Below are 25,279 nucleotides of genomic sequence, written 5' to 3' on the forward strand. Positions count from 1 at the left end.
CCGCGCCGCCGCTCCGAAGCGCCACACCGACGGCTTCGGCCCGACGCCTGGCACCTAGCGCGTGGTGCTAGGCGCCAGGTGCCAGGCGTCGATCTTCGGACGGCGGGGCGTCAGGAGAATGTCCGCCGCGCCCAGGTGCGGAAGTCGGTGGTGGGCAGACCCATGGCACGGGTCAGCTCCGGACGGGCGGGGCTGCCGTTCTCGTTGATCTGCTCGACCGCCTTGACCATTGCGGGCAGCAGGCCGCGCTCGACCGCCTGCTGCGGGGTGAGCACGGGCGCGCTGATCTCCCGGCCGGTTACCTCGCTCAGGATGGCCGCGAGCTCGGTCATGGTGAGCATGTCGCTGGCGAGCTCGACGTCCAGGCCGGCGAACTTCTCCGGGTTGGTGAACGCGATCGCTGCGGCCTCGCCGATGTCGTCGACGGTGACCCACGAAATTCGCGTGTCCTCAGCGAAGCCGGTGATGATCGTGCCGCTGGACCAGTCGCCGAAGAGGTAGGACCAGCCGGTGAGGTTCTCCATGAAGGTCGACGGCTTGAGGATGGTCCAGCGGGCGAAGCCACCGGCGCGCACCATCTCGTCGATGGCTGCCTTGCTCTCCCAGTAGTGCTTGTCCCACCGACCCTCGGCCCATCCGGGCTGGTTGCGGTGGAACTCACCGGCACCCGAGACGCTGCTGTGCACGACGTGCGACACCCCGGCCCGGCGTGCGGCCTCGACGACGTTGCGACCCCGGGTCACCTCGGCGTCGCCCTCCATGTCCGTCACATCCGGGTACGGGATGGAGAAGAGGCCGTCCATGCCGTCCGCCGCGGCGAACAGCGACTCCGGGTCGTCCAGGTCACCAGTGACCAGTTCGACGCCCCGATCCCGCAGAGCCTGGGCGTTGTCGGCGCCGGGATCGCGGACCAGGGCACGGACCGCGACGCCACGATCGAGCAGCGCTCGGGCTGTGGCCCCGCCCTGCTTGCCCGTCGCGCCGATAACGAGAACAGCCATATTTCCTCCTGAGAACAAGTGGGGTGACCCCCCACTTCTCGACGGTTACGATATGGGGGACTACCCCACTTTTGCAAGGGCGAGCCATGAGAGCGGACGCGCAACGCAACTACGACCTCATCGTCAGGGCGGCCGCCGAGGCGATCGCCCGCGACGGCGCGTACGCCTCGCTGGAGGAGATCGCCCGATCCGCCGGGGTGGGATCGGCGACCCTGCACCGGCACTTCCCCACCCGGTGGTCCCTGCTCCAGGCGGTCTTCGGTGGCTGCGTCAGCAACCTCGCGGCGCGCGCCGGAGACCTGCTCGACTCGCGGGACGCCCTCGACGCGCTGACTACCTGGCTCCACGAGGTCACCGCGTACGCCACGACAACCCGAGGTCTCGCGGATTCGCTCCTGAACGAGCCGGCCGAGAAGCCCGACGCCTGCGGCGCGACGCTCGTCGCCGCCGGTGAACCACTGCTGCGCCGGGCCATCGACGAGGGCTCGGTACGGCCCGACGTCACGATGGCCGACCTGATGATCCTGGCCAACGGCATCTCACTCGCGGCGCAACCGATGGGCGCGGCCAAGGCGGAACAACTGCTGACCTTTGCCCTGCAGGGAATCGGGTCAGCGGGCCGACCGCAGCCGTGAGCACCGCCGCCCGGGTGGACCGGCGTGAACCGGTCCACCGGGCGGTGGGTGACAGCGTCCGCTCGGGCGTGGGCCGCGTCAGCGGCCGGTGCCGCACAGGGCCGTCTCGACGGTCTTGTTCACCGCGGCGAGCATCTGCTCGCTGTTCGGCAGGCCGGTCACGGCCACCACGGCGCTCCGGCCGTCCTGGGTGGCGAGGTTGCGGGTCTGGAAGCCCTGGATGTCACCGCCGTGACCCCAGGCATAGCCGCCACAGGGCAACTCATAGCGGGCCACACCCAGCCCGTACGCGTACTCACCAGCCAACTCGAAACCGGGCGCGGGCACTGTGGTCATCAACGCCGCCTGCTGCGCGGGCTTGAGCAACCTGCCGCCCACCAGCGCGTCGAAGAACGTCCGCAGCTCGTCCGGCGTGGAGACCAGTTGACCTGCCGCCCAACCCAGGGACGGGTCCATCACGGTGACATCCACCCACGGCACGCCCGGCGCCAGCGAGAGGTAGCCCTGCGGGTGGGTGCCGCGAAGACGCTGCTCCCCGACGCCCGGCCAGTAGGTGTCCCGCAGCTTCAGCGGCTGGATGATCCGGTTGGTGATCTCCTCACCGATCGGACGTTCGGTCACCTGCTCGACGATCAGCCCGGCGAGGACGAAGTTGGTGTTGCTGTACCCCCACTTCTCCCCCGGCGGGAAGTCCGGTGCGTTGGTGAGCGCCGCGTCCACCATCCGGCGCGGCTGGTAGTACGCGCTCCTCTTGTCGATCAGATCCTGCGGCCCGGTGAACACCACGTTGTCGTAGTCCGGCAGACCGCTCGTCTGTTGCAGCAGCTGACGTACCGTGATCTTGGTGCCGTCGTGACCGTTACCCCGCACGACCCCCGGCAGGTAGTGCTCGACAGGGCCATCCAGGTCGATGCGGCCCTCGCCCACCAACTGCAGGACGACCACAGCGGTGAAGGTCTTGGTGTTGCTGCCGATGCGAACCTGGCCGTCGCGAGGAACCGGGCGGCGCTTCTGGAGATCGCCGACCCCAGCCGTGTAGTCGCGCTCGCGCCCGCCGGCCTCCCGCACCGAGGCAAGCGCACCGGGGAAGCCACTCTCGCTGACCAGACCGTCCAGATGCTGCTGCACGGCGTCCCGCGGGCCGCCGTGCCGGCCGGAGTCGGAGTCGGAGTCGGCGAACGCAGACGGGCCGGTCAGGGCGGCGCCGACAAGGGCAGCAGCCACCGCGACGGCAGCCATCCGCGTGACTCGACGACGGTGGGCGGGATCGCCTGATCTGGCGGGCATGATGGCTCCTCGGTGTCGGAAACGCTTGCCCCTCAACGGTGCAAGAAGTCCGATTAAGGAACGATCCCCCCTGCTGCCATCCTTCAGTACAGCCTGCACTACCTAGGCTGTTCGGTGATCCCGGCCTCCGCGTCGATCATGGAGTTGTGGTGGGGGACGATTAGCGTAAATCGCCATCCACCAGGCACCACAACTCCATGATCGACCGGGGAGGGGGCGGGGACGCGGGGACAGGGCGGGTGGGTGGTTAGGCGACTGGTTCTCGGGTTGCGGTGGCTTCGGAGGTGGGGCCTGGGGTTACTCGGGGGTCGCCCTCGTCGGCGAAGTAGTCGTCCGGGGTTGTTCCGTCGACGCCCTCGGGGGCCTTGGCAGCACGCAGGATCAGCGTCAACAGGGCCGCTACCGCCAGGTTGACGAGCACCGCCACGATGCCCACGTAGATCGTCTTGGGGGTGTCGAAGCCGAACTTCTCCAGCGGGAACGCCGAGCCGCCGAAGTGCTTCCGGGTCGGGCTGGCCACCTGGTAGAGCATCCACATGCCGAGCCCCATGCCGGCCGCCCAGCCGACGATCAGCGCCGTCCGGTGGAACCAGCGCGTGTAGAGGCCCAGCGCCACCGCCGGCAGCGTCTGAAGGATGATCACGCCGCCGATGAGCTGGAGGTCGATCGAGAACTGCGGGTCGAGGAAGACGATGCAGGCCACAGCGCCCACCTTGACCACCAGTGAGGTGATCTTCGAGACGTTCGCCTCCTGCGCGGCGGTCGCATCGCGCTTCAGGTATTCCTTGTAGATGTTGCGGGTGAACAGGTTCGCGGCCGCGATCGACATGATCGCCGCCGGCACCAGCGCGCCGATGCCGATGGCGGCGTAGGCGACCCCGGCGAACCAGTCCGGGAACTGCTGGTCGAACAGCAGCGGCACGATCGTGTTGTTGTCGACGCTGCCCTCGGTCGCTCCAGGCAGCGGCTTCACCCCCGCCGCGATGGCCATGTAGCCCAGCAGCGCGATCAGACCGAGCAGCAGACTGTACGCGGGCAGCGCCGACATGTTCCGCTTGATCACGTCGCGGTTCCGGCTGGCCAGCACACCCGTGATGCTGTGTGGATAGAGGAACAGCGCCAGCGCCGAACCGAACGCCAGTGTGACGTACTGGAGTTGGTTGTTGCCGTTGAGCAGGATGCCGTCGTTCGGGTTCGGCGACGCCTGGAACTTCGCGTCCGCCGCGTCGAAGATCTCACCCCAACCACCCAGCTTGTACGGCAGGTAGATGACCGCCACCAGGATCACGATGTAGATCAGGCTGTCCTTGACGAACGCGATGAGCGCCGGCGCGCGCAGCCCCGACTGATAGGTGTACGCGGCCAGGATGGCGAACGCGATGATGATCGGCAGGTGCCGGGCCAGGGTGCTCTCCCCCGTCACGCCCATGGTCTTGAGGACCGCCTCGATGCCTACCAGTTGCAGGGCGATGTACGGCATCGTGGCCACGATCCCGGTGATCGCGATCAGCAGCGCCAGCACCGGCGAGTCGAACCGCCTGCGGACGAAGTCGGCGGGGGTCACGAACCCGTGCCGGTGCGATACCGACCAGAGGCGGATCAGCACCAGGAAGACAAGCGGGTAGACGACGATCGTGTACGGCACCGCGAAGAACCCGGCCGCGCCGGCCCCGAACATCAACGCCGGCACCGCCACGAAGGTGTACGCGGTGTAGAGGTCACCGCCGACCAGGAACCAGGTGATCCAGCCGCCGAAGCTGCGCCCGCCCAGGCCCCACTCGTCCAGGTGCGCCATGTCCTTCGGCGCCCGCCAACGCGCGGCCACGAAGCCCATGGCGCTGACCAGCAGGAACAGCAGGGTAAAAACGATGATCTCGGTGATATGGTCGCGCCACATCAGCGAACCCCCCGCTTTTTCGTCATCTGGTAGACGAACGTCGTGGTGGACACGCCGAGCAGGATCCAGGTCAGTTGCAGCCAGTAGTAGCGGGGGAACCCGAAGATCCGTGGTGCGTCGCCGTTGAAGAACGCCGGGATCAGCGGCACCACGATGGGCACAAAGAGCAGCCAGTTCCAGGGGCTGTGGTCCTTCGCCCTGGACTGGGCCGTCGTGGGCGCCGTGGTGGGCGCCTCCGGTTCCGGTGCAGCCATCTGACACACCTCCGGGGAGTCGTGGCTCTCGATGTAACGGCCGGAGGCTACGACTCTGTGACCGCCATCACGGTCGATGAATGGACGGCGCTGCGCCGAACGGCGTCCGTAGTGCGCCGAGCGGCATCGACAGACGTACCAGGTGTCAGGCCGATCCGAGCCGCCCCGGAGACGGCGTGGGGCCCGGGTGCGAAACGCACCCGGGCCCCACGTGGGCAGGCTGTCAGCTCACCCGATCAGACTCAACGCTGGGCTGCCCAGAGCAGCGCCCGACCGAGCTGCGACTGCAGACCCTTGGGGTGCAGGCGGAACGTCGGGTCGGTGCCGAACAGCACCACACCGTTGCCGGCCGTGGAGACGGCCCGCACGATGCTTGCGTTGTTTGCCGCAGCGGCCTGCCCGTTGGCGCCGCCGGTGGCCCACCAGCCCGACAGCAGCGGGTCGGCGGCGTACGACTGCTCGACCTGGACGTTGGCGCCCAGGTTGGTGAACCAGACGGGCTGGCTGATGAACGCGTGCGGGATGGCCGAGGTGGTGACCGGCCCGCCGTTGTTCACGATGTTGGCCACGCCGCTGGCCAGGCTCGGCGCCGCGGTGGCGGTCACGCTCAGCAGCCCCGTGCCGTTGCCGAAGGACGCCCCGGGGGTACCCAGGCCGACCACGCCGCCGCCGCGGGCCAGGAAGCCGTCGAGGGCGGCCCGGTTCTCGGCGGTCAGGTTCGTCAGGTTGACGTTGCTGGCGACCAGCAGCACGTCGACGTCGGACGTCAGCGTGCCGGCCAGCGTGGCGGCGGTGACCGCACGCGCCTCGAAGCCCAGGGCTGCGAGGGTGTCCCGCTCCTCGACAGTGCCGATGTAGCCGACAACTACCCGGTCCAGCAGGGTGCCCCGCCAGCCCTTCGGCGCCGCTTCGAAGCGCACGCCGTGAGCCTTCACCTCGGCACGGGCCAGCTTCTGGTTGGCCGGAGTGTTCGGAACGACCACCGAACCGTCGGCGAGCCGGTAGACCGCGACGTTCTTGGCCAGCAGCGAGTTCACCGCGAGCAGGTCGGCGGCGTCCCGCAGGTCGAGGCGCAGGTCGGACTTGCCGGCCGGCAGCGTGCCCTCGGCCCGCGCGTCGTAGACCCGCTCCAGACGCACCCCGGGGAGGGTGTTCCACAGGGTGTCCACAGTGGCGCCCCAGGTCAGGCCCTGGCTCCAGGCGGCCGGGCCGGCGTAGAGGTCGCCCACCCGGTCGGTGATGTCCGCGCCCGGTTCGAGCAGCGAGTTGACCAGACCGCGCTTGGGCTGGTGCATGTCGACGACGTACGAGCCGGCAGGGTAGGTCTTGCCGTCGGCCTTGAACGCCTTCTTCGCCTGCCACACCCGGCCGCCACTGCCGACCAGCAGGTCGACCAGACGGGCCGCGGCGGGCTCGGAGCGCTGCCCGGTGCCGGTGGGGATGACGTACGACCGGGGGAACGTGGTGTTGTAGTTGTCCTCCGGACCCCAGCCCGGGACGTAGCCGTCGGGGATGTCGCGCAGCGGCTCACCGGCGAGGCCCCGGCGGTAGACCTCGGCCTGGTCGTGCAGCACCTGCGCGCGGTTGTCCTGGATGTAGCGCAGCGACGTACGGATCGCCACCTCGTGCACGTCGGTGTTGATGCCGGAGCGGCGGACCCGCTCGGCAGGGGTGAGGTTGGTGCCGCGCGGGTTCAGCGGTGCCTCGATGGTGTACGGGATGCTGCTCTGGAGCATGGCGAACGACGGCACGTAGATCGGCGGGAAGTCGTCCCACACGCCCGGCTCGTCGTCACGGAACGGAATCCGCGCCTGCTGGGTCTCGGGGTAGCCCAGACCGCGCAGGTCCTCCTCGATCGCCAGGGCGTTCGGCAGGCCGTGCTTGATGTACAGGTCGTACTCGTTGTTGACGTTGTGCGGCGGGGTGCTGGGGTGCAGCAGGGTCGGGTTGACGTACCCGTGCAGGTCCAGCGTGATGATCGGCTTGGTGTCGATGATCAGATCGCGGATGATCTTCGTCTCGGGCTGCGAGACGATGGTCAGGTCACGGTTGAGGTCGTAACCCGCCGAGTTGGGCCGGGTCCCGGCCACCCGTCCGTCCGGGTTCGCGGTGACGATGAAGACCAGCCGGTTGCGCTTCAGCAGCGCGGCCACCTCGGGACTGCGGTCGGTGGCGAGGTTCTCGATGACCCGCAGCGCCGCGTCGGTGCCCTCCCACTCGTTGCCGTGCAGGTTGCCGTTGACGAAGAGCGGGGTCTTGTAACCGGCGAGCAGCTTGCGGTCGCGCTGCGCCCGCGCCGGGTCGTCCTCGATGAGCCGCTTCCAGGTCTCCTGCTGCTGTGCCTCGGCGCGGCTCTCCGGCGCGGTCACGGTGACCACGTACAGGTCGTAGCCACCGGCGGACTTGCCGGCGACCTGGGCGGACACCCGGTTGCTGGCCCGCTGGAGGGCGTTCAGCTTCGGCGCGATCTCGTCGTAGGGGATCACACCGATCGGGATGGAGGCGTCGGCCGGATTGTCCGGCCAGAGCGGCAGGGTGCTCTGCCGGGGGTAGCCCCGGACGTCGGAGTGGCCGGCACCGTGCTTCGGCCCGGGATGCCCCGGGGTCGAGTGCCCCGGTTTGGCGGACGCCGGGTTCGTGAGGGCCACTGTGGCCAGTAGCGCGGTGCTCACCACCGTCACGGTGAGGCGGGACAGACGTCTCTTGAGCAACATGGACAGATCTCCTGTCGGGAGGTACGCGCAGGCGGACTCGCCGCTGGGCCGGAGACCAGCGGTGAAGGGGGTACGCCTGCTGCGTGCGAGAAAGGGTGGACCCGGCGTCAGATGGAGCGTCGACAGGCTGCGCTGGCGACGCGCAGGAGGTCGATGTGACCCCGCTTCGTCAGGTGAACGCTTCGCACAAACCGATCTTGGGGCGCGCGAGCTCCACTGTCAACGGTTTCCGCCCTGGTCGGAGCCCTGGAGCTAAAACCCTCCCGACAGGTGGGAATTAGTCGATCTTTACGAGGTGTGCGGTGTCGTTCACCGTGCGCACCGCGATCCCGCCGTCGGGCCACATGTCGAGCACCGAGATGCCGGCCGCGTCCAGAAAGAGCCGGTGCAGGAAGCCGTCACCGGCGGCGAGCGCATCGCGCAGCGCCAGCTTGATCGGCGAGACGTGGGAGACGACAACCACAGCCTCAGCGGGGTACGCCGTGGGCAGCGCGCCGACGACCCGCCGGATGCGCTCGGCCACCTGGGTGAACGACTCGCCACCCGGCGGGGCGATCCGGGGTGAGGCGAGCCAGGCGTCCATCTCCCCCGGCCACTGCTGACGCACCTCGGCGAAGGTGCGCCCCTCCCACTGGCCGAAGTCGCACTCGATCAGGTCGTCCTCCGTGCGGACCGGCACGTCACCGAGCGCACTGGCGATCGCCGCCGCCGTGGACGTACACCGGGACAACGGTGAGCTGAGCACTGCCGCGACGGACGGGACCAGCTCGGCGACCCGGGCGGCGGTGGCGCGGGCCTGGGCGCGACCGCGCGCGGAGAGCGGCACGTCACCCCGGCCGGAGTAGCGGCCCTGCTCGGTGTACTCGGTCTCGCCGTGACGCACCAGGACCAGCCGGGTGGCGGTGAAGCTCGGACGCGGCTCCCAGGACGCCGGGGCGGTCGCCGGGTCGCTGCCGATCACGGCACCGCCGGCGGGGGCGCTGGCCGAGGCCGGGGCGCTGGCGGCAGAAGGCGTGGGGCGACCGGCGGCAGCGTCCATCGCGGCGTTGGCGAGCGCGTCGGCGTGCCGGTTCTGGTCGCGGGGAATCCAGGTGAACCGGACGGCGTCGAACCGGCCCACGAGCGTCGCCGCCTGAGCTGCCAGCGGACGCAGACCGGGGTGCTTGATCTGCCACCGGCCGCACATCTGCTCGACCACGAGCTTCGAGTCCATCCGGACGTCCACCTCGCCGGCACCCACCTCGGCGGCGGCCGTCAGACCAGCGATCAGACCCTGGTACTCGGCGACGTTGTTGGTCGCCGTACCCAGTGACTCGGAGCGTTCGGCGAGCACCTCGCCGGTCTCCGCGTCGCGCACCACCGCGCCGTAGCCGGCCGGGCCGGGGTTGCCCCGCGACCCGCCGTCGGCCTCGACGACCACCACGCGCGGTGCCACGACCTACAGGCCCGACTCGTTGGTACGGACCATGATCCGTCGACAGTCCTCGCAGCGGACCACGTCGTCCGGGGCGGTCTTGCGGATCCGCGCCAGGTCGGCGCCGGACAGCTCCAGCCGGCAGCCTCCGCAGCGGCCCGCGGTGAGTAGCGCCGCACCCAGCCCGGTCTCTTCGCGGATCTTGTCGTAGAGGGTGACAAGTTCGGCCGGGAGGTCGGCAGCGAGCGGCTGACGGGCGCCCCGCTTGAACTCCTCCTCCTTGGCGATCTCGGCAAGCGCGTCGTCGCGGCGCTGCTCGGTGGCGGCCCGCTTCTCCCGGACCTCGGCCAGCCGCTTCTCCACGCCGTCCAGCACGCCCTGCGCGGTCTCCCGCTGCTCCATCAGCTCCAACTCGGCGTCCTCAAGGTCACCCTGGCGCCGGTTGAGCGAGACCAACTCGTGCTGCAACGCCTCCAGCTCCCGGGCCGGCCCGGTGCCGGCGGCGAGCCGGTTCTCGTCCTTCTCCTTGCGCGCCCGGACCTGGTCGACGTCCTTCTCCAGGCGGGCGATGTCCCGATCCAGATCGTCGACCGCCACCTGGGCGCGGACCCGCTCGTCCTCCAGCGACGACAACTCCCGGGCCAGCGCCTCCAGCTCGGCACGCTCCGGCAGCGACCGACGGCGGTGCGCGAGCTGGGCGAGGTTGGTGTCGATGGCCTGAAGGTCGAGCAGGCGGCTCTGCACCTTGGGGTCAGCCTTCACGGTCGGGCTCCTTGTCGTCCACAGCGGGTGCGGCGGCGTGCACGGTCCACGGGTCGGTGTCCAGGTCGGACACCAGCGTCTCGACGCCCGGCGCCTCCCGAAGGAGGGCGGCCAGATCGTCGAGCCACGGTCGTTCGGTCGCCCAGTGGGCGGCGTCGATCAGGGCGGGACCACCGGCCGCGAGGTGCTCGCCGGCCGGATGGTGCCGCAGGTCGGCGGTCAGGAACGCGTCCACCCCGGCAGCGGTCGCGGCGCCGAGGAAACTGTCCCCCGACCCGCCGCTGACGGCGAGGGTACGAACCATACGCCCGGGATCCCCCGCAGCGCGAACTCCCCACGACGTGACGGGGAGCACGGCGGCGGCGTGCCGTGTCAACTCGGCGAGGGTCATCGGGCGAGGCAACTCACCGATCCGGCCGAAGCCCCGGTCGTCGCCGTACGCGGTGGAACCGGGCGCTGGCTGCTGCAACGGGCGCAGCCCGGTCAGGCCGAACCGGGCGGCGAGGGCATCGGAGACGCCGGGCGACGCCACATCGGCGTTCGTGTGCGCCACGTAGAGCGCCACCCCCGCCCGGATCAACTGGTGGACGATCCGGCCCTTGAAAGTCGTCGGGGCGACCGACGAGACGCCCCGCAGCAGCAGCGGGTGATGCGAGACGATCATGTCCGCGCCGACGGCCAACGCCTCGGCGACCGTCTCGGGCACCACGTCGACCACACAGAGCACCCGGCGGACGAGGGCGGCCGGCTCACCGAGCACCAGGCCGACCCGGTCCCACTCCTCGGCCCAGACCGGCGGGTAGCGCCGCTCCAGCTCGGCGACCACGTCGGTCACCGAGGGGGTGGATACGCATACGCTCACGGCGGCCCAGCTTACCGGCGCGGCGACGGTCCGGCGGCGACGCCCGGCCGCGCCGGTCGGGCTGCCTCGCGGACGCGGCCGGCGGGCGGTCAGGCCGCGCGGTAAGCGACGGTACGCAGCGCGGCCAGCGGCATCTGCCAGGGGAACATGTGCATGTGCTGTTCGCCTGTCCCGGGCGGGTGCAGGGCCACCACATGATCACCGAAGAGCATCGTGACGCCCCATTCCGCCAGCCGGGCCACACCGGCCCGAAATGCCGGGTGGGCGGCCATCGCGATGTTCGTGTACGGCACCGCCACGATGGGCAGCCCTTTGCCCTGCGCCTCCACCAGCAACCCGAGGGCCAGCGTGTCCGCGATACCGGCCGCCCACTTGTTGATCGTGTTCACGGTCGCCGGGCACACGATCATGGCGTCGGCCGGTGGCAGCACGTCCGGGTCACCTGGGTTCTTGTAGTGCGTACGCACCGGGTGCCCGGTCTGACGGGTCAGGGCGGGCTGGTCGACGAACTTGGCCCCGTCCGGCGTGGTGATCACGCAGACGTCCCAGTCGTCCTGCTGGGCCAGGTCGACCAGACGCCCGACGTGACGTGCCAGCGGCGAACCGCAGGCGATGACATAGAGCACGGAACGGTGCTCGCTTGTGCGCTGTCCGCCGGCCATCAGACCGGCTCCGCGCTCATACCCCTACTCCCATGTGCTCAGCCAACTCCGCTACCGGAGAAGGCGGCGCACCACGTGTGCGACGAAGGATGTCCGACATGACCTCGTGGGCGATCGGACGGCAACGGATCTCCGACGGCGCGAGCCGATCGCCGAGCAGCAGCATCTCGCCGGCGTTTGCCACATCGCCGATCTGCGCGTACCCGCGGGCGATGTCGAGCAGGTGATGAGCACGGCGTTCGGGCAGCAACGCGTTGAACAGAGGCTCCGAGATGCGCAGCCTGTGCACCTCCACGGCCCGGCCCCCGTCGCCCAACTCCACGGCGGCGGCGGCGCGGTGCAACTCGACGTTCGTCGGGCCGAACGACGTCCAGTAGTGGTTCTGGTCGCTGCCGAGCAGCGTCGCCGCCTCCTCCGCGCAGTTGATCAGGTCATCGACGCTTGCCGAGTCACCGATCCGGGAAGCCGCCATCGCGCCCTGGAGCAGCAGCATCCCGTAGACCGAGAGCCGGGCCGGCGAGACGTCGTTGCTGCCGCCGGGCGCCAGCCGGTTGGCGATCTGGACGTTCAGCTCCAGCGCCGGGCGACCCCTGCCCATGGCGACCAGTGCGTTGCAGACCCGGGTGGTGGCGATTCCGGCCAGCAGCGGGTCGTCCGCCCGCTGGGCCACAGCCATCGACCGGTCCGCCGCCAGCCAGGCCAGCTCGCACTCGCCGAGCTTGCGCAGCACCGAGGAGGCGATCTGATAGACCTGCCCGAGCAGATGGGCCGCCTCCGGCGCCTGGGCGCCGCCGTACGCGGCATCGGCCGCCTGGGCGTCGCGCAGCAGCTTCGGCAGCGCCCGGGTGAGCATCCCGTACCGGCCGTACTGGTAGGTGAGCCAGGCGTGGTTCACGGCCTTGCGCACGTCGTCAAGCGGCGGCGGGCAGGGCGCCGCGTCGAAGTACGCGCTCATCGAGTCGTACCGCTCCAGGGCCGCCCGGATCTCCTGCACCTCGACCTGGTCGATGCAGTTCAGCGCGTCGGTACGTCGCTCCGGGTCCCGGCCCAGCAGTAACTGCACGTCCATCTGGAGGATGTCGGCGATCTCGTAGAGGACCGAGAACTTGTCCAGCCGGCGGACCCCGCGCTCGACCTTGTCCACCCAGCTCTTCGACTTGCCCAGCCGGTCGGCGAAGACCTGCTGCGACATCTTGCGCCGGCCCCGCCAGTAGGCCACTCGCCGCCCTATGGGTAGCTCGTCCATCTCCCCATCCCCTCCCCTGCCGCCACCGTCCATCGGGCCGGGGCGATGTCCGCGGGTGCGGCGGTCCAGCGTCCTGTTCAGGTTTGCGCTGGTCGCACAGCGTGTACGTCAGCCGGATAGCCAGTCCTCGTACTTTTCGTGCAAGTTGCACGAGCCGTTCGTCAACCTCAACGATCGTGGGTTACGGCAGTGACGGCGCTCGACATGCGACCTGGCGTTCGCCAGGCCCGACGAAGGGAGATGGCACATCATGTGGCGAAATGTCGGACCGCGCGTCGCCGAACTGTCGCCGTTGGAGCGGGTCCGGCTGCGCCGGGTCGCCATCAGGTACGCCGTACACGGCTGGGAGGTCACCCCCGGCGCCTGCCTGGCCCGCAGCCGGTTCGTGTGCGGCCGGGCCGGCTGCCCCACCGTCGGCTGCCACCCCGCACTGGAGAACTGGGAGTTGGCCGCGAGCGCCGACCCGATCCGGGTGGCCACCTGGTGGCGGACGCGCCCGCACGGCGTACTGCTGCCCACCGGGCGGGCCTTCGACGTGCTGGAGGTGCCGGCGCACCTGGGCCGGCACGTGCTCGACGCGGTACGCACCCACCCGGCCGGCACCGGCGTACGCGGACCGGTGCTGGTCACCCCGACGGGCCGGTGGATGTTCCTGGTCCGCCCCGGCGATCCGCTCCGTCCGGAGTTGGAGCACTGTTTCCACGTCGTCCGCCACGGGCCGGGATCGTGGATCCCGGCGCCGCCCACCAGGCTGCCCGAGGGGACGGTCCGCTGGGCGGTCGCGCCGGAGCAGGCCCGGTGGCAGCTTCCCGATTCCTACCTGGTGCAGAACACGCTCATCGAGGCGCTGCGCGCCACAGGCGTGACGCTCACCCTCGACCTGCTCCCCGGCCACCTGCCGCTCCCCCGCCGGGGCATGTGAGCCGGCGCCACCCTGCCGGGGGCGAACTCGATCCGGTGACCGACAGCGTCGCCGGAGCGCCGGTCCTCGTTGAGCAGTGGGACAGCGACCAAGTGCCAGCGCGATCGCGCGCCACGAACGGGGGAACGATGTCCACGGACGACAGAGCGCCGCATCCAGGCGGCACCGAGCCGCCCCGCCGCAGCCACCCCGGACGCCGTTGGGCAGGCACCCGTCCCGCCGGCTCACGCCCCGGCCGCCCCCGCCCCACCGGCACCCGCCCAGCAGGCACAAACCGCCCGGTGCGCTGACCCCACCCCAGAATGCCCCGCGATCTTGCACTTTCTGCCCGGACAAACGCCTTAGTCACGGCAAAACGGCGACCGAAACTGCAAGATCGCGGCGACGTCGGGGCGGGGTCAGGTTGTTGTGGGGAGGGTTGGGGAGTGGTATTGGCGGGCGTTGTCCGTTATCACCGCGTGGGTGTAGTCGGGGCAACGGTCCAGCCAGCCGCTGCCGGCGGCGCCCATGGCAAGGGCCGCCGTGGCGTACGCGTCGGCCACCCCGAGATCGCTGCCGACCACCGTGACCGACCGCAAGCCGCTGGCGGGAGCGCCACGACGCGGGTCAAGTACGTGTCGACCCCGCTCGTACACCCCGGAGGTGGCCACTGCCAGGTCGGTTCCGGCGAGCACCAGGCAGGTCGCCATCGCGTCCCACGGGTGCCGGATGCCGATCCGCCAGGGCTCGCCCGCCGGGGAGAATCCGCGTACCCGCACGTCGCCGCCGGCGTTGACGCAGTGGTTCGGCGCTCCGGCGGCCAGCAGCCGGTCCGAGGCGACCTGCGCCGCCCAGCCCTTCACGAACCCGGACGGGTCGAGCCGCCCGGTGGCGTACGCGTCGAAGAATCCGTCGGTGGCACCCCACAGGTCGGCGCACGCCTCCAACACGAACCGCAGGTCCGCCGACGCCTCGGAGAGCAGCACCTCGCCCCTGTCGAAGCGGCACACCTCGCTGTCGTCCCGGTAGGTGCTGAACCGGGCGTCCACCTCGCGCATCCAGCCGAAGACCTCGTCGGCAAGCTCGTGCAGGCGTGCCGGCGGCAGATCGTCGGCGAGGTCCACGGTGATCGCCGTACCCATGATCTGCTCGACCCGGCACAGCCCGGGTCGGGTCGTCGTGGCCGGCACGTCAGAAAGCCTGCTCGATGGCGGCCCGCAGCGACTGCTTGTAGGCGTTGCTGGTTGCGGTGGCGCCGGAGACGGTGTTCAGGTTGGCGCTCTGCTTCTGCACGACCTCGCCGCCGGTGCCGTTGTACCTGTCCCGCACGTCGCCGCTGTGGATGTCGGACTCGCCGCCGCTGGGCAGCGACAGGGTGGTGGCCTCGACGATGCGGTTGCCGGAGACCACGATCTGCACCTGCACGTACCCGTACTCGTTGTCCACGCCCGGCCCGGTGATCCGGCGCGTGGTCGGCTGGGGTGCCTTGGTGGTGGTGCGCGGCGCTGTCGGCGCCTTCGCCGTGGTGCGGGTGCCCGACGGACGGGCTGTGGTCTTGCCCGGCTTGGGCGACGTGGCCGCGTCGGCGCTTTCCGACGGCTTCGACGTCGCACCGGTAGGGCCGGCGGGGGCGTCCGGGGCGACACTCGGGTCGGCGCCCGGGCCGGCGGGGTTGACCGGCTGGGACGTCGGCAGGTTCTGGGCAGCCGGGGTGACAGCTGGCGAGCCCTTGAGCACCACAAGCGCTGTGGTGCTGGCGGCCAGACCGGTGATCGCGAGCAACGCGCGACGCATGCGATGCCTTCCTACAACTCGAAGGTGGCCAGGTGGATCTGCCGGCGCGGCACGCCGGCCCGGCGCAACGCGCGCACCGACTGCTCGACCAGGCCGGGCGGACCGCACAGGTAGACGTCGCGGCGGGCCACGTCGGGCACCAGTTGGCGCAGCCCGTCGGGGCTCATGAGCTGGCGGGGGCCGGGATCGTCGCGGGAGCCGATGACGTACCAGATGGAGGTGTCGCGTTCCTGGGCCAGCCAGTCCAGCTCGCGGCTGAGCAGCACGTCGGCGGGCGTACTGGCCCGGTAGATGAGGGCGGCGCCCGGCGGCAACTCCTCAAGCATGGCCCGGATGGGCGTGATGCCGCTGCCGCCGGCGATCAGCAGGGCCCGTTCGCGGATCCGGTGCGCGGCGGTGAACGTGCCCGACGGACCCTGCGCCCAGACGCGGGTGCCCGGTTCCAGGTCGCGCAGGTCGGCGGTGTGCGTGCCGACCACCTTGACGGTGAGGCGCAGCCAGCGGCCGTTGGCGGCGGCCGAGACGGAGAACGGGTGCGACTGCCACCAGCAGCCGCGGGTGAGGAAACGCCAGCGGAAGTGCTGCCCGCCGAGCATCTCCAACCGGCCGAGCCGCTCGCCTGTGAGATAGATGGAGACGGTGTCCGGGCTCTCCGCGACCACGTCGGCGACCCGCAGCTTGTAGCGCAGGTTGAACGCCAGCGGCGCGATCACCCGTCCCCAGAGCAGGACGGCGACCACCAGCAGGTACAGGGCGATCCAGCCAGTACGCACCGGGCCGGGCCGGTAGAGCTGCGCGCCGTGGGTGAACTGGTGCCCGTAGCCCAGCAGCAGCACCAGATAGCTGGACCGGTGCAGCAGGTGCCACAGCTCGTAGGGCAGCGCCCGCCGGATCCCCCGCACACTGCTGAACCCGACGAGCATCATGATGCCGGTGGCGACGAACGCCGAGATCATGTCCTCGTAGTCGCCGAGCAGCGTGCCAACCTCGGCGACGATCGACTGGTTTCGCAGGTCGGCGTAGCCGACGAGGATCAGCGACATGTGCGCCAGCACCGCCACCAGCAGCGTCGCGCCGATGTCGCGGTGCCAGCGGGACAGATGCTCGCCGCCGATCCACCGTTCCAGCACCGCCAGCCGGCTCATCAGCAGCACCTGCACCAGCAGCAGGTAGCCGGCGATCAGGCCGGTGATCCGGCCCGCCGCGGTGACGGTCGCCGCGGTGGTCCGCAGCGAGCCGGCCGGCGTCCCCAGCCACCAGGGCAACACGCTTGCCAGCAGCCCGAGCACGAGCAGCACGACAAGCAGCCGCCGGCCGCCGGGTCCGCGCCGCTCCGGCACCTGCGGGGGTACGGGCGCAGCCGACCGGCCGCCGTGCCGGGACGAGGTCCCGGTGCGGCGGCCGGCGGCGTGGGTGTGCGGGTACGTCACGCGTACAGCTTCATCGGGGCGTACTTCATGCGGGGGAACACCTTCTGCACCTCCGCGTTGGTGAGCCCGAACCGACCCTGCGCCAGCGAGCCGTAGACGTTGAACATGTTGTTGTATTCCGGCACGTCGCCGGAGTCCAACTTGTCCAGGCCGTTCCAGGTGCCGAGCAGCGAGCCGGCGAGCTTCTTGCCGGACAGGACGGTGATCACGCCGCCGTGTCCGTGGTCGGTGCCGCCACCGTTGGAGCGGACTCGGCGGCCGAACTCGCTGGACACCATGATCGTCACGTCGGCGGACTGCGGGCCGAGGTCGGTGAAGAACGCCGCCATCGCCTTGGCCAGTTCGCCCAGCCGGCGGTGCAGCTGGCCGCCCTCGCGGGTGCCCTGGTTCTCGTGGGTGTCGTAGCCACCCATGCCGACGGTGGCGACCCGGACGTTCGCGCCGCCCTTGATCAGCTGGGCGAGCTGCTGGAACGCCCGACCGACGCCCTCGTACGTGACGCCCTCGGCGGGCTGGTACGGCTTGGCGGCGAGCTTCTGCGCCGTGGCCAGCGCACCCATGCCCTCCTGCACGGCCTCTTCGACCGGGTGGTTGATCCCGGTGAACAGCCCCTTGATGGCCTTCTCGGTGGCCGCCCGGAACTTCTCGTCACCGTTGAGCCGCAGCGAGCCGACGCTGTTCAGCGAGATCGCGCCGTTGTTGCCGACCAGCGAGCGCGGCAGCGTGCTGCCGATGCCGACGCTGCGGAACGCGGTGCCCTTGCCGAGGTTGTCGACGAGGCCGTCAAGCCAGCCCCGGCCGCCGGTCTCGTTGGGCAGGCCACCCAGGTTGCAGGCGTCCGCGGCCTGGAAGTGGCTGCGGGACAGCCGCTCGTCGGAGGCCGCCGGGATGAAGCCCAACTGGCCGGCCTTGAGCCACTGCTCCAGCGGCTTGAACGCGCTCGTCAGCTTGAAGCCCCGGCTCAGGGCGAGCGAGTCGTTGCCGAGCAGCAGGTCGGGGCGGGCCTGGGCGAGCACCGGGTCGTTGTCCGGTGCCACCAGGCTCAGCCCGTCCAGGCCGCCGTAGAGGAAGACGTGGATAAGCGTGCCGGTCTTCGTCGCCGCGAACGACGCCGACGTGGTGACGAACTGGGCGGTGGCCAGCGCGGTGGCGGTCGCCGCCGCACCGGCGACGAAGGTACGCCGGGTGACACCGCGACCGTCCTGCTGGGCCTCCTCCAGGTTCTCCAGCGTGCGGTAGCGGTCCGCCTCGGCCGCGTTCTCGGCGGCGACGAGGTCTGCCTCGGCACGCAGCAGCGCCTCGGCCGGGTTGTCGGCCAGCCGCCGCAGGTCGGGGCATTCGGGGTGCAGGGGGAAAGAGTTGTACACAGTCTTCTCCATCGGGTGCCTCACCGGAGGTGGTGCTGGGGGGACGCGAGGATCGCCCGCGCGACGGCGGTGATGGCCCCGTTGAACGTGGCGTCGACCTTGGCGGTCGCCGGCAGGCCGGCCACGCCGAGGATCAGGTTCTTCTCCCGGGTGCTCAGCTTCTGACCCACGAGTCGCAGGGAGAGCGCGTCCACGTACGCCCCGGCGGTGGCCGGCGGCTTGGCGACGAGCTTCTGCGCTGGCGTGTACGTGAACACGGTGCGGTAGCCGGCGACGATCTCGCCGGCCTCGTTCCAGCCGTTGACCATGGTGCCGGCCGAGGTCCACGCGACGTAGACGTCCGGGTAGCCGTCCGGGGTGGGCTGACCCATCGGGTACTGGCCCAGCTCGCGCAGCTTGTCGTGGACCTGCCGCAGGCCCCGGGCGAAGGGGGTGCGCTTGCTGTCGCCGTTGTTGTGCGTCGGCGACGCGTCCGGGCTGACACCAAGCGTCCGGTACGTGGCCACCAGGTACTCCATCGGCCGGCGCACCTTCTGGCCCACCGCCGCCCAGAACTCCGAGGAGCTGAACAGCGTCATCAGCACCGGCTTGATCAGGCCGTTGTTGCTGCTGTACGTCTTGGCGAGCCGGTCCACAAGGGACTTCGGCGGGGTGTCCGAGACGAACCGGGTGGCGAGGCTCTGCGCGACGTACTTGGCCGTCGACGGGTGCAGCGCGATGTAGGTGATGTACTTGTCGATCGCCGCGTCCACGGCGGCGATCTCCTTGTCGGTCGGGTTGTTGACGTCCTTGATGCTGAACGTGTTCGGGTGGGTGAAGCCGAGGATCTTCACCTTGCCCATGTAGTGCTGGTTGACCCGCAGGCGGTACTGGCCCTTGTCGTCGACGCCACGGCCGGTCTGCAGCATGGCCGCCTGGCGGACGTCGCCCTCCGTGTAGCCGCCGTCGACGCCGACCGAGTACAGCTCGAGGTTCTCCCGGGCGAGGTTCTCGTTGATCGCGTCCTTGCGGGAGTCCTTCTGGTTCAGGTAGATCAGCAGCGCGGGGTGCTTGTTCGCGGCGACAAGCATCTCGGGGTAGCTGCCCAGCGCGTGCTTGCGCACCACGTCCTTGTCGAACGAGGTCCGGTACGCCTCGCCACCGTCGAAGTCGGCGGCGACGTGCAGGAAGTCGTTCCAGAAGTCGACCATCACCTCGAACAGTTGGCGCTTCGACCAGATCTGCCGGGCGATGGTCGCGTCGACAACCTCCCGCTGCGCCTGGGCGCCCTGCTCGTTGAGCGCCTCCCGCTGCTCGCGCAACTGCTGCACGGTGAGCTTCTGGGTGGGCAGCTCGGCGATCTTCAACTCGGCCTTGCTCGGCTCGATCTTGTCCGGGTCGAGCTGGGCGCGGATCCAGGCGTCGATGCCCTGCTTCTTGATGTCGGCGATCACGCCCGGCGTCGGACCGAAGGTGGTCCGCCGGGCCAGGTGCAGGATCGGGTCCTTGGCCAGCACCGTCTTGACAGTCACCTGGGTCTCCGCGGCGGCTGCCGCCGGCCCGGAGAACGTCCGGCCACCGGCGGGCGCGTTCTTCTTCAGCGCCTCTCCGGCCCGGGAGCCCATGTAGCTCTCGTTCTGCTCGGTGTAGGTGCGCACCGTGCTGGGCTGCTGGCCGCTGGGCCGCGCCGCGTTGCCGTCGGTGACAGTGCTGCCGGTCGCGTCGCCGGCCGCCGCCTCGTCGCCGAAGAGGCCACGGATCTGCGGGGTCATGGCGAGCGCCGCACCGCCGGCCACGACGGCGGCCGTACCGCCAAGCGCGACGATGGCCTTGCGCCGGCCGACCTTGCGGCCCGGCTCGTCGTCATCGTCCAGGGTGGGCAGTCCGCTGCCGGCCGGGCGGGCGGGGGCCGGGCGGCCCAGACCCTCCGGTCCGACCCACTGAGGTCCGCGCGGGGCTGCGGCGGGGTGTCCGTATCCGTCGCCGTACTGGTTACGCGGGTCGGACTGCGCCGGGTAGCCGCCCTGATGGGAGTCGGGCGAGTCGTACCCGTACGACGCGGACGCGGTGGAGTCGCCGTACCCGTCCGCACTGTGGTGCTGGCGTCCGTCCCAGCCGCGGTCGTCCCGCGGTCGACGTGGTGGCACATTCTGGTCGGCCATGTACCAATCCCGATTTCTGATGAGCGCCGAAAGCTGCGACCGAGCGGGTGCGGCAGGTGCGGCGACTGTTGCCTGAGGGGGTTGCTACGGCAAGGTAACCAAGCGCCCAGGTGCCTTCAAGCTGTCCTGAACGCCCTCGTGAGGGCACTTAAGACAGGGCTCACCAGCGCCGTGGTGCCGGTTCGGGCACACGAGACGGGCATCGACCTTCCCAGCAGGGCGGACGTACCGCAGCCGGGGACGGATCGGACCACGCCGCCGTACGCGAGACATTCGGCGTCGTCCGCGACCACAGACAAACTTAAGGTACGGATAAGCAGGACGTGAGGTGCCTTCACGCGGGAGGAAAAGTAGGAGCGGCGGGCGAGCGTGAGCCGCCACCGCAGCGGGTATGCCGCCGAACCGCTGAACGCGTGAGGGGAAGGCAGCGCCATGCTCAGCAAAGAGGATCAGCGCAGGTTCGACCAGATCACCCGTCAGCTCCGGGAGAGCGACCCAGCTTTCTTCGCCCGGCTCGATCACCGGATCCGGGGCCGCCGGGGCCGCTACCTGATGTTGTTGACGATCGTGCTGTGGGCTTCGCTTCCGGCGATGGCCGTGTTCGCCGGCCGGCTGGCCGGTGCGATCTGCGCGGTGGTGCTGATCGCCAACGCGGCGGTCATGTGGCGGTTCCGCCGCCGATGGACATGACGGCTCACCGGTCGGCCGGGTCGAACGCCCGGTACGCGCGCCGCAGCCGTTCGAGCAGTCCCGGCCCGCCGATGGCCGGCGCTGGCGGACCGAGCTGGCGCAGCAGGAGGTCCGGTCCGGTCGCCAGCCTGGGCGGCCGGTCAGGAAGCGGGACCGGCGACGCCCAGAACCTGTCCGTCGCCTCGGCGAGCGGGGTCGCCGACAGCCCGGCGAGCGCCCGCGCCGCACCGGCCGGCGGCAGGACGTCCACATCGGACCCTCTGCGGTCTACGGTGGACGACTCCGGGACGGTGACCGCCGCGCCGGTGGCCTCGGCCCGACGGGCACGCAGCCGGTCGAGCAGGTCCGCGCGGGACCGCCCACGCCAGTGCAGCAGCTCGAACGGGTCCGCGTCGAACGCCTCGGCCAGCAGATAGAACGTGGCCGCGAGGTGCTTGCACGGCACCGCGAAATCGGGACAGTTGCAACGCTGGGTCAGCTCGTCCACGGCGCCCGGAAAGAGCGGCGCGCCGGCTGCGGCGAACAGCTCCTCCAACTCGTCGGGCAGGTCCCCGGCGAGCAGTCGGGCGCTGAAGAACGCCTGCCCGGCCAGTTCCGCCTCGACCTGGGACCACAGCGCGGGCGGAAACGCGGCAAGTGCGATGGAGACCTCGTACGGGCGCGGCCGGGAGCCCTGCACCTCGGCCGTGACCCGCCCGGGCGCGATGTCGAGCCGGAGCACTTGACCAGCCCGCGCGTACGATCTGCCACGCGTCAACCGGGTGCCGAGCGCGAACGACTCCAGCACCTCCAGGAAACGCCGGGACCACCAGGACCGCCCGATCGCGCCACGGGCGCTGCGGGCGCGCAGACCCCCGTCGACCCGGCGGGGACGGCCGTAGTCGGCGAACCTGTCGGTGCTCACGCCAGCACTCCGCTGCGATCCGTGCTGCCGCGAGGCACAACGCTGCTGTGCCTGATGGTTCGCTCGCTCCGCTCGCTCACTACTCCACCACCGCGCCGGCCTCCAGGGCGAACAGCTCCCGCAGCTGCCCGGTGGACAGCTCGGTGATCCACTGCTCGCCGGTGCCCACCACCCGCTGCGCTAGGGCGCGCTTGTCCGCGATCATCGCGGCCACCTTCTCCTCCACGGTGCCGGCGCAGACGAACTTGCGGACCTGCACCCGCCGCCGCTGCCCGATCCGGAACGCCCGATCGGTGGCCTGGTCCTCCACCGCCGGATTCCACCACCGGTCCACATGCACCACGTGGTTGGCGGCGGTCAGGGTGAGCCCGGTGCCGCCGGCCTTGAGCGACAGGACGAACAGCGGCGGCCCCTCGGCCGACTGGAACCGCTGCACCATGGCATCCCGCTCGGCCTTGCCGACACCGCCGTGCAGGAACAGCACCTCCCGGCCGAACCGCGCCGACAGGTGCCCGCGCAGCATCGCACCGAACTCGGCGTACTGGGTGAACAGCAACGCCCGCTCCCCCGCCGCCAGCACCTCCTCCAGGATCTCGGTCAGCCGGGCCAGCTTGCCGGAGCGACCGTCAAGCGGCGAGCCGTCGCGCAGCAGTTGCGCCGGGTGGTTGCAGACCTGCTTGAGCCGGGTCATGGTGGCCAGCACCAACCCGCGCCGTTCGATGCCGTCGCTGGACTCGATCCGGGCGAGCATGTCGTCGACGACCACCTGGTAGAGGGCCGCCTGTTCGGCCGTGAGGTTGCAGAGCACCTCCATCTCCAGCTTCTCCGGCAGGTCCGAGATGATCGACGAGTCGGTCTTGAGTCGACGCAGCACGAACGGTCCGGTGATCCGGCGCAGCCGCTCGGCGGCCTCGGCGTCACCGTTGCGCTCGATCGGCTCGGCGAACCGCTTACGGAACGTCGCCGCCGGCCCGAGCAGACCCGGATTGGCGAACTGCATGATCGACCAGAGGTCGGCGAGCCGGTTCTCCACAGGCGTACCGGTCACCGCCACCCGTTGCCGCGCGGGCAGCGCGCGGACCGCCTCGGCCTGCCGGGTCGACGCGTTCTTGATCGCCTGGGCCTCGTCCACTACCACCCGATGCCAGTCGATGCCGGCCAGATCCACCGCGTCGCGGGCCGCCACCGAATAGGTGGTGAGGACCAGGTCCGCGCCGTGCGCGGCCGCCGTGAACTCCGGCCCCCGCACCCGCTCCGCCCCATGGTGTACGTGCACACGCAGCCCCGGCGTGAACTTCGCCGCCTCCCGCTGCCAGTTGCCGACAAGCGACATCGGACAGACCAGCAGTGTGGGCCCGGCGTCCGGCGGATCCCCGGCGAGCAGCGCCAGCAGCTGCACCGTCTTGCCCAGCCCCATGTCGTCGGCGAGCACGCCGCCCAACCCGAGTGAGCGCAGGAAGGCCAGCCAGGCCAACCCACGCCGCTGGTACGGCCGCAGCGTCCCCACGAAACCCGGCGGCGGATCGAGCGGGGTGAGCCGCCGCTCGACAGCACCGGCGAGAAGATCACCCAGCGGACCGTCGGCGGTCACCTCCAGCACCGGCAGCGCACCGGTGTCGTCGCCGTCGGCGAGCCCGAGGCGCAGCAGGTCGGCGACGGTCAGCTCGCCCGCCGACCGGAGCAGACGCAACCCGGCGGCGAGACGCCCCGGGTCCAGCTCCACCCAGCGACCGCGCAGGCGTACCAATGGGGTCTTCAACTCGGCGAGCGCCGCCAACTCGTCGGCGGACAGCGGTTGGTCGCCGAGCGCCACCTCCCAGCGGTAGTCGACGAGCGCGTCCAACCCGACGCCGGCCTCGGTGCCGGCCACCGTGCCGGGCGCGGTACGGCTGCGGGCGCGCAGCCGGGCGCCGAGCCGCGCCGACGGGCGCTGCCACCAGGACGGCAGCAGCACCCCGAAACCGGCGGCGTGCAGCACCGGAGCGCCCTCGCTGAGGAACCGGTGCGCGCCGTCGACGTCCAGGTCCATCGCCTCGGGCGCGGCGGTACGCAGCGCGGCGTCCAGATCCGGCCAGAGCCGGCTGGCCCTGCCCAGCTCGGCGAGCAGGGTCTCCTGCGGATTGGAAGTGGCGCCGGCCAGCCCACCGAGGGTGTGCGGCGACCGCCAGATCTGCCCGGCGTCGACGTGCAGGCCGGGCTCGTCAGCGGCCTGCAAGCCGAACTCCAACCGCCACCGCCCACCACCGGCAGGCCCGTCTTCGACGGGGCTGGGGGCGGCCGGGCTGGGGGCGGCGCGACTGCCGTCGGCGTGGCTGGCATCGGCGTGGCTGGCGTCGGTCGGCGCGGACCGGGTGGCGAGGATCGGTTCGGTGATCTCGTCGGGAGGCGGCTCCACCAGGCGGAAGCTGGCCCGGACCGCGCCGCCTGCCGCGTCCCGCTGCCAGTCGTCCAGTTCGGTGCGGAGGGTGGCCAGCGCCGCCGCCTCGATGGTGAAGTCGCGCCGCGGCCCGGCGAGCGCCGCCAGCCAAGCCGGTGCCGGCCCGCCCGGACGCAGGCCCCGGGCCAGGGTGGTGGTCGCCAGTGCGGCCCGGGCGGCGGCGTCGGTAAGCGCGTCGAGCGCGTCCGCGACCAGCGCAGCAGCGGTCAGCTCGGCACCGCTCGAACCGGTGGTCTCCGCGGCGGCGGCTCGGGCCGCTGGCGGCAGGGCCAGCGCCAGGGATCGCGCCCATGCGGCGTCGGTGCCGGTCAGCAGCGGACGCCAGACGGCCAGGGCCGGAACCTGGCCGCCGGCACCCGGCAGCGCCACAGCGGCCGTCGGGCTGACGCCGGGTAGGACGCGGCCCCGGGTCACCAGGTCGGCGGCGAAGTCGGCAACCTCGGCGAGGTGGCGCAGGGTCGAGCCAGGCACCACAGGGAGATCGTGCAGGGCGCGTAACAGCGGTAGGGCGTCGTCTGGGGCGTACACCAGGATGGGGACCCGCCACCTGGCCAGGGTGAGCCGGGCTCGGGCCGGGGGTGCGACGGCGGTCCGGATCAGCTCGGGTGAGTCGGTCGGCGCGCCCGCCCGGGTCGGCAGGGTGAGCAGCGCGGTGTCCGGGCGTGCCGGCTCGGCGGCGTCGGCGAGGACTGCGGCCAGGTCGGCGTGCCCGGCGACGAACGGGTGCTGGCGCTCCCGGGGCGGGCGGCCGGAGCGCGGCGTGGCGGCTACCGGGGCGGCGCTGTCCTCCGCCCACACCGCGAGCCCCGCGGACGCGCCGTCGCCGGGCAGCCACAGCCCGTGGATGACAAGCACGTACTCCCCCTCGTCGCCGCCCGCGC

The 25,279-nt window shown here is 71.1% G+C and carries 21 protein-coding genes; 3 read left to right on the forward strand and 18 right to left on the reverse strand.

Annotation, left to right across the window (positions count from 1 at the left end; genetic code table 11):
* Positions 1 to 110: 110 nt before the first annotated feature.
* Positions 111 to 1,001: an NmrA/HSCARG family protein gene (locus tag ACPXB1_RS20215; RefSeq protein ID WP_425735653.1), complete on the reverse strand. Its 891-nt coding sequence runs from the start codon at positions 999 to 1,001 to the stop codon at positions 111 to 113.
* Between the two features lie 86 nt (positions 1,002 to 1,087).
* Here ACPXB1_RS20215 and ACPXB1_RS20220 point away from each other — a divergent pair, with 86 nt between their 5' ends.
* On the forward strand, positions 1,088 to 1,636 hold the full coding sequence (locus tag ACPXB1_RS20220) for a TetR/AcrR family transcriptional regulator (RefSeq protein ID WP_355595269.1): 549 nt from the start codon (positions 1,088 to 1,090) through the stop codon (positions 1,634 to 1,636).
* Between the two features lie 78 nt (positions 1,637 to 1,714).
* Here ACPXB1_RS20220 and ACPXB1_RS20225 read toward each other — a convergent pair whose 3' ends face one another.
* The 10 genes from ACPXB1_RS20225 to ACPXB1_RS20270 form a co-directional block, all read right to left on the reverse strand.
* Entirely contained in the window at positions 1,715 to 2,875 is a 1,161-nt protein-coding gene (locus ACPXB1_RS20225; protein ID WP_425735654.1) for a serine hydrolase domain-containing protein, read from the reverse strand.
* A 295-nt stretch (positions 2,876 to 3,170) separates the two neighbouring features.
* The gene (gene mctP / locus ACPXB1_RS20230) at positions 3,171 to 4,820 is read right to left on the reverse strand and encodes a monocarboxylate uptake permease MctP (protein ID WP_425735655.1); all 1,650 of its coding nucleotides are present in this window, start codon (positions 4,818 to 4,820) and stop codon (positions 3,171 to 3,173) included.
* Entirely contained in the window at positions 4,820 to 5,074 is a 255-nt protein-coding gene (locus ACPXB1_RS20235) for a DUF3311 domain-containing protein (protein ID WP_355595263.1), read from the reverse strand. Before ACPXB1_RS20235 ends, mctP begins: the two co-directional genes overlap by 1 nt.
* A 242-nt stretch (positions 5,075 to 5,316) precedes the next feature.
* On the reverse strand, positions 5,317 to 7,788 hold the full coding sequence (locus ACPXB1_RS20240; protein ID WP_355595261.1) for a M14 family zinc carboxypeptidase: 2,472 nt from the start codon (positions 7,786 to 7,788) through the stop codon (positions 5,317 to 5,319).
* Positions 7,789 to 7,895: 107 nt separating this feature from the next.
* The gene (locus ACPXB1_RS20245) at positions 7,896 to 8,132 is read right to left on the reverse strand and encodes a putative leader peptide (protein ID WP_355628967.1); all 237 of its coding nucleotides are present in this window, start codon (positions 8,130 to 8,132) and stop codon (positions 7,896 to 7,898) included.
* Entirely contained in the window at positions 8,066 to 9,223 is a 1,158-nt protein-coding gene (locus ACPXB1_RS20250; protein ID WP_355595259.1) for a bifunctional RNase H/acid phosphatase, read from the reverse strand. Before ACPXB1_RS20250 ends, ACPXB1_RS20245 begins: the two co-directional genes overlap by 67 nt.
* A gap of 3 nt (positions 9,224 to 9,226) precedes the next feature.
* Positions 9,227 to 9,964, reverse strand: a complete 738-nt coding sequence (locus ACPXB1_RS20255; protein WP_053653196.1) for a zinc ribbon domain-containing protein — start codon at positions 9,962 to 9,964, stop codon at positions 9,227 to 9,229.
* Complete coding sequence (locus ACPXB1_RS20260) at positions 9,954 to 10,790, reverse strand: Nif3-like dinuclear metal center hexameric protein (protein ID WP_355595317.1); 837 nt, start codon at positions 10,788 to 10,790, stop codon at positions 9,954 to 9,956. The genes ACPXB1_RS20255 and ACPXB1_RS20260 overlap by 11 nt, the downstream gene beginning before the upstream one ends.
* Positions 10,791 to 10,915: 125 nt before the next feature.
* Complete coding sequence (locus ACPXB1_RS20265; RefSeq protein WP_355595257.1) at positions 10,916 to 11,488, reverse strand: flavoprotein; 573 nt, start codon at positions 11,486 to 11,488, stop codon at positions 10,916 to 10,918.
* 16 nt (positions 11,489 to 11,504) lie between these two features.
* Positions 11,505 to 12,734: a helix-turn-helix domain-containing protein gene (locus ACPXB1_RS20270; protein WP_355595255.1), complete on the reverse strand. Its 1,230-nt coding sequence runs from the start codon at positions 12,732 to 12,734 to the stop codon at positions 11,505 to 11,507.
* Positions 12,735 to 12,984: 250 nt separating this feature from the next.
* On the opposite strand from ACPXB1_RS20270, the gene ACPXB1_RS20275 reads away from it, so the two are divergent.
* The gene (locus ACPXB1_RS20275) at positions 12,985 to 13,656 is read left to right on the forward strand and encodes a bifunctional DNA primase/polymerase (protein WP_355595253.1); all 672 of its coding nucleotides are present in this window, start codon (positions 12,985 to 12,987) and stop codon (positions 13,654 to 13,656) included.
* A gap of 398 nt (positions 13,657 to 14,054) precedes the next feature.
* On the opposite strand, the gene ACPXB1_RS20280 is transcribed toward ACPXB1_RS20275, so the two are convergent.
* The 5 genes from ACPXB1_RS20280 to ACPXB1_RS20300 are packed head-to-tail and all read right to left on the reverse strand — an operon-like array spanning position 14,055 to position 20,367.
* Positions 14,055 to 14,777: an FAD:protein FMN transferase gene (locus tag ACPXB1_RS20280; RefSeq protein ID WP_355595315.1), complete on the reverse strand. Its 723-nt coding sequence runs from the start codon at positions 14,775 to 14,777 to the stop codon at positions 14,055 to 14,057.
* A 49-nt stretch (positions 14,778 to 14,826) separates the two neighbouring features.
* Positions 14,827 to 15,429 (reverse strand): FMN-binding protein, encoded by a 603-nt coding sequence (locus ACPXB1_RS20285; protein ID WP_425735656.1) that lies wholly within the window; start codon positions 15,427 to 15,429, stop codon positions 14,827 to 14,829.
* An 11-nt stretch (positions 15,430 to 15,440) separates the two neighbouring features.
* Positions 15,441 to 16,859: a ferredoxin reductase family protein gene (locus tag ACPXB1_RS20290; protein ID WP_425735657.1), complete on the reverse strand. Its 1,419-nt coding sequence runs from the start codon at positions 16,857 to 16,859 to the stop codon at positions 15,441 to 15,443.
* Complete coding sequence (locus ACPXB1_RS20295; RefSeq protein ID WP_355595247.1) at positions 16,856 to 18,238, reverse strand: DUF1501 domain-containing protein; 1,383 nt, start codon at positions 18,236 to 18,238, stop codon at positions 16,856 to 16,858. The genes ACPXB1_RS20290 and ACPXB1_RS20295 overlap by 4 nt, the downstream gene beginning before the upstream one ends.
* A gap of 8 nt (positions 18,239 to 18,246) precedes the next feature.
* Positions 18,247 to 20,367 carry a DUF1800 domain-containing protein gene (locus ACPXB1_RS20300; protein WP_425735658.1) on the reverse strand — a complete coding sequence of 707 codons (2,121 nt, stop codon included), beginning with the start codon at positions 20,365 to 20,367 and terminating at the stop codon, positions 18,247 to 18,249.
* A 432-nt stretch (positions 20,368 to 20,799) separates the two neighbouring features.
* On the opposite strand from ACPXB1_RS20300, the gene ACPXB1_RS20305 reads away from it, so the two are divergent.
* Entirely contained in the window at positions 20,800 to 21,057 is a 258-nt protein-coding gene (locus tag ACPXB1_RS20305; RefSeq protein WP_355595243.1) for a DUF3040 domain-containing protein, read from the forward strand.
* Between the two features lie 4 nt (positions 21,058 to 21,061).
* Here ACPXB1_RS20305 and ACPXB1_RS20310 read toward each other — a convergent pair whose 3' ends face one another.
* Positions 21,062 to 21,961: an SWIM zinc finger family protein gene (locus ACPXB1_RS20310; protein ID WP_355595241.1), complete on the reverse strand. Its 900-nt coding sequence runs from the start codon at positions 21,959 to 21,961 to the stop codon at positions 21,062 to 21,064.
* Between the two features lie 79 nt (positions 21,962 to 22,040).
* The gene (locus tag ACPXB1_RS20315) at positions 22,041 to 25,253 is read right to left on the reverse strand and encodes an SNF2-related protein (RefSeq protein WP_425735659.1); all 3,213 of its coding nucleotides are present in this window, start codon (positions 25,251 to 25,253) and stop codon (positions 22,041 to 22,043) included.
* Positions 25,254 to 25,279: the final 26 nt, after the last annotated feature.

The sequence above is a fragment of the Micromonospora sp. DT68 genome (genome assembly GCF_049847245.1).
GTDB classification, from domain to species: domain Bacteria; phylum Actinomycetota; class Actinomycetes; order Mycobacteriales; family Micromonosporaceae; genus Micromonospora; species Micromonospora profundi.

What these genes read in the sequence shown, in the direction of transcription:
- ACPXB1_RS20215 (WP_425735653.1), bottom strand. Translation starts at nt 1,001, where the DNA reads ATGGCTGTTCTCGTTATCGGCGCGACGGGCAAGCAGGGCGGGGCCACA.
- ACPXB1_RS20240 (WP_355595261.1), bottom strand. Translation starts at nt 7,788, where the DNA reads ATGTTGCTCAAGAGACGTCTGTCCCGCCTCACCGTGACGGTGGTGAGC.
- ACPXB1_RS20235 (WP_355595263.1), bottom strand. Translation starts at nt 5,074, where the DNA reads ATGGCTGCACCGGAACCGGAGGCGCCCACCACGGCGCCCACGACGGCC.
- ACPXB1_RS20225 (WP_425735654.1), bottom strand. Translation starts at nt 2,875, where the DNA reads ATGGCTGCCGTCGCGGTGGCTGCTGCCCTTGTCGGCGCCGCCCTGACC.
- ACPXB1_RS20280 (WP_355595315.1), bottom strand. Translation starts at nt 14,777, where the DNA reads ATGGGTACGGCGATCACCGTGGACCTCGCCGACGATCTGCCGCCGGCA.
- ACPXB1_RS20300 (WP_425735658.1), bottom strand. Translation starts at nt 20,367, where the DNA reads ATGGCCGACCAGAATGTGCCACCACGTCGACCGCGGGACGACCGCGGC.
- ACPXB1_RS20270 (WP_355595255.1), bottom strand. Translation starts at nt 12,734, where the DNA reads ATGGACGAGCTACCCATAGGGCGGCGAGTGGCCTACTGGCGGGGCCGG.
- ACPXB1_RS20305 (WP_355595243.1), top strand. Translation starts at nt 20,800, where the DNA reads ATGCTCAGCAAAGAGGATCAGCGCAGGTTCGACCAGATCACCCGTCAG.
- mctP (WP_425735655.1), bottom strand. Translation starts at nt 4,820, where the DNA reads ATGTGGCGCGACCATATCACCGAGATCATCGTTTTTACCCTGCTGTTC.
- ACPXB1_RS20275 (WP_355595253.1), top strand. Translation starts at nt 12,985, where the DNA reads ATGTGGCGAAATGTCGGACCGCGCGTCGCCGAACTGTCGCCGTTGGAG.
- ACPXB1_RS20285 (WP_425735656.1), bottom strand. Translation starts at nt 15,429, where the DNA reads ATGCGTCGCGCGTTGCTCGCGATCACCGGTCTGGCCGCCAGCACCACA.
- ACPXB1_RS20295 (WP_355595247.1), bottom strand. Translation starts at nt 18,238, where the DNA reads ATGGAGAAGACTGTGTACAACTCTTTCCCCCTGCACCCCGAATGCCCC.
- ACPXB1_RS20220 (WP_355595269.1), top strand. Translation starts at nt 1,088, where the DNA reads ATGAGAGCGGACGCGCAACGCAACTACGACCTCATCGTCAGGGCGGCC.
- ACPXB1_RS20265 (WP_355595257.1), bottom strand. Translation starts at nt 11,488, where the DNA reads ATGGCCGGCGGACAGCGCACAAGCGAGCACCGTTCCGTGCTCTATGTC.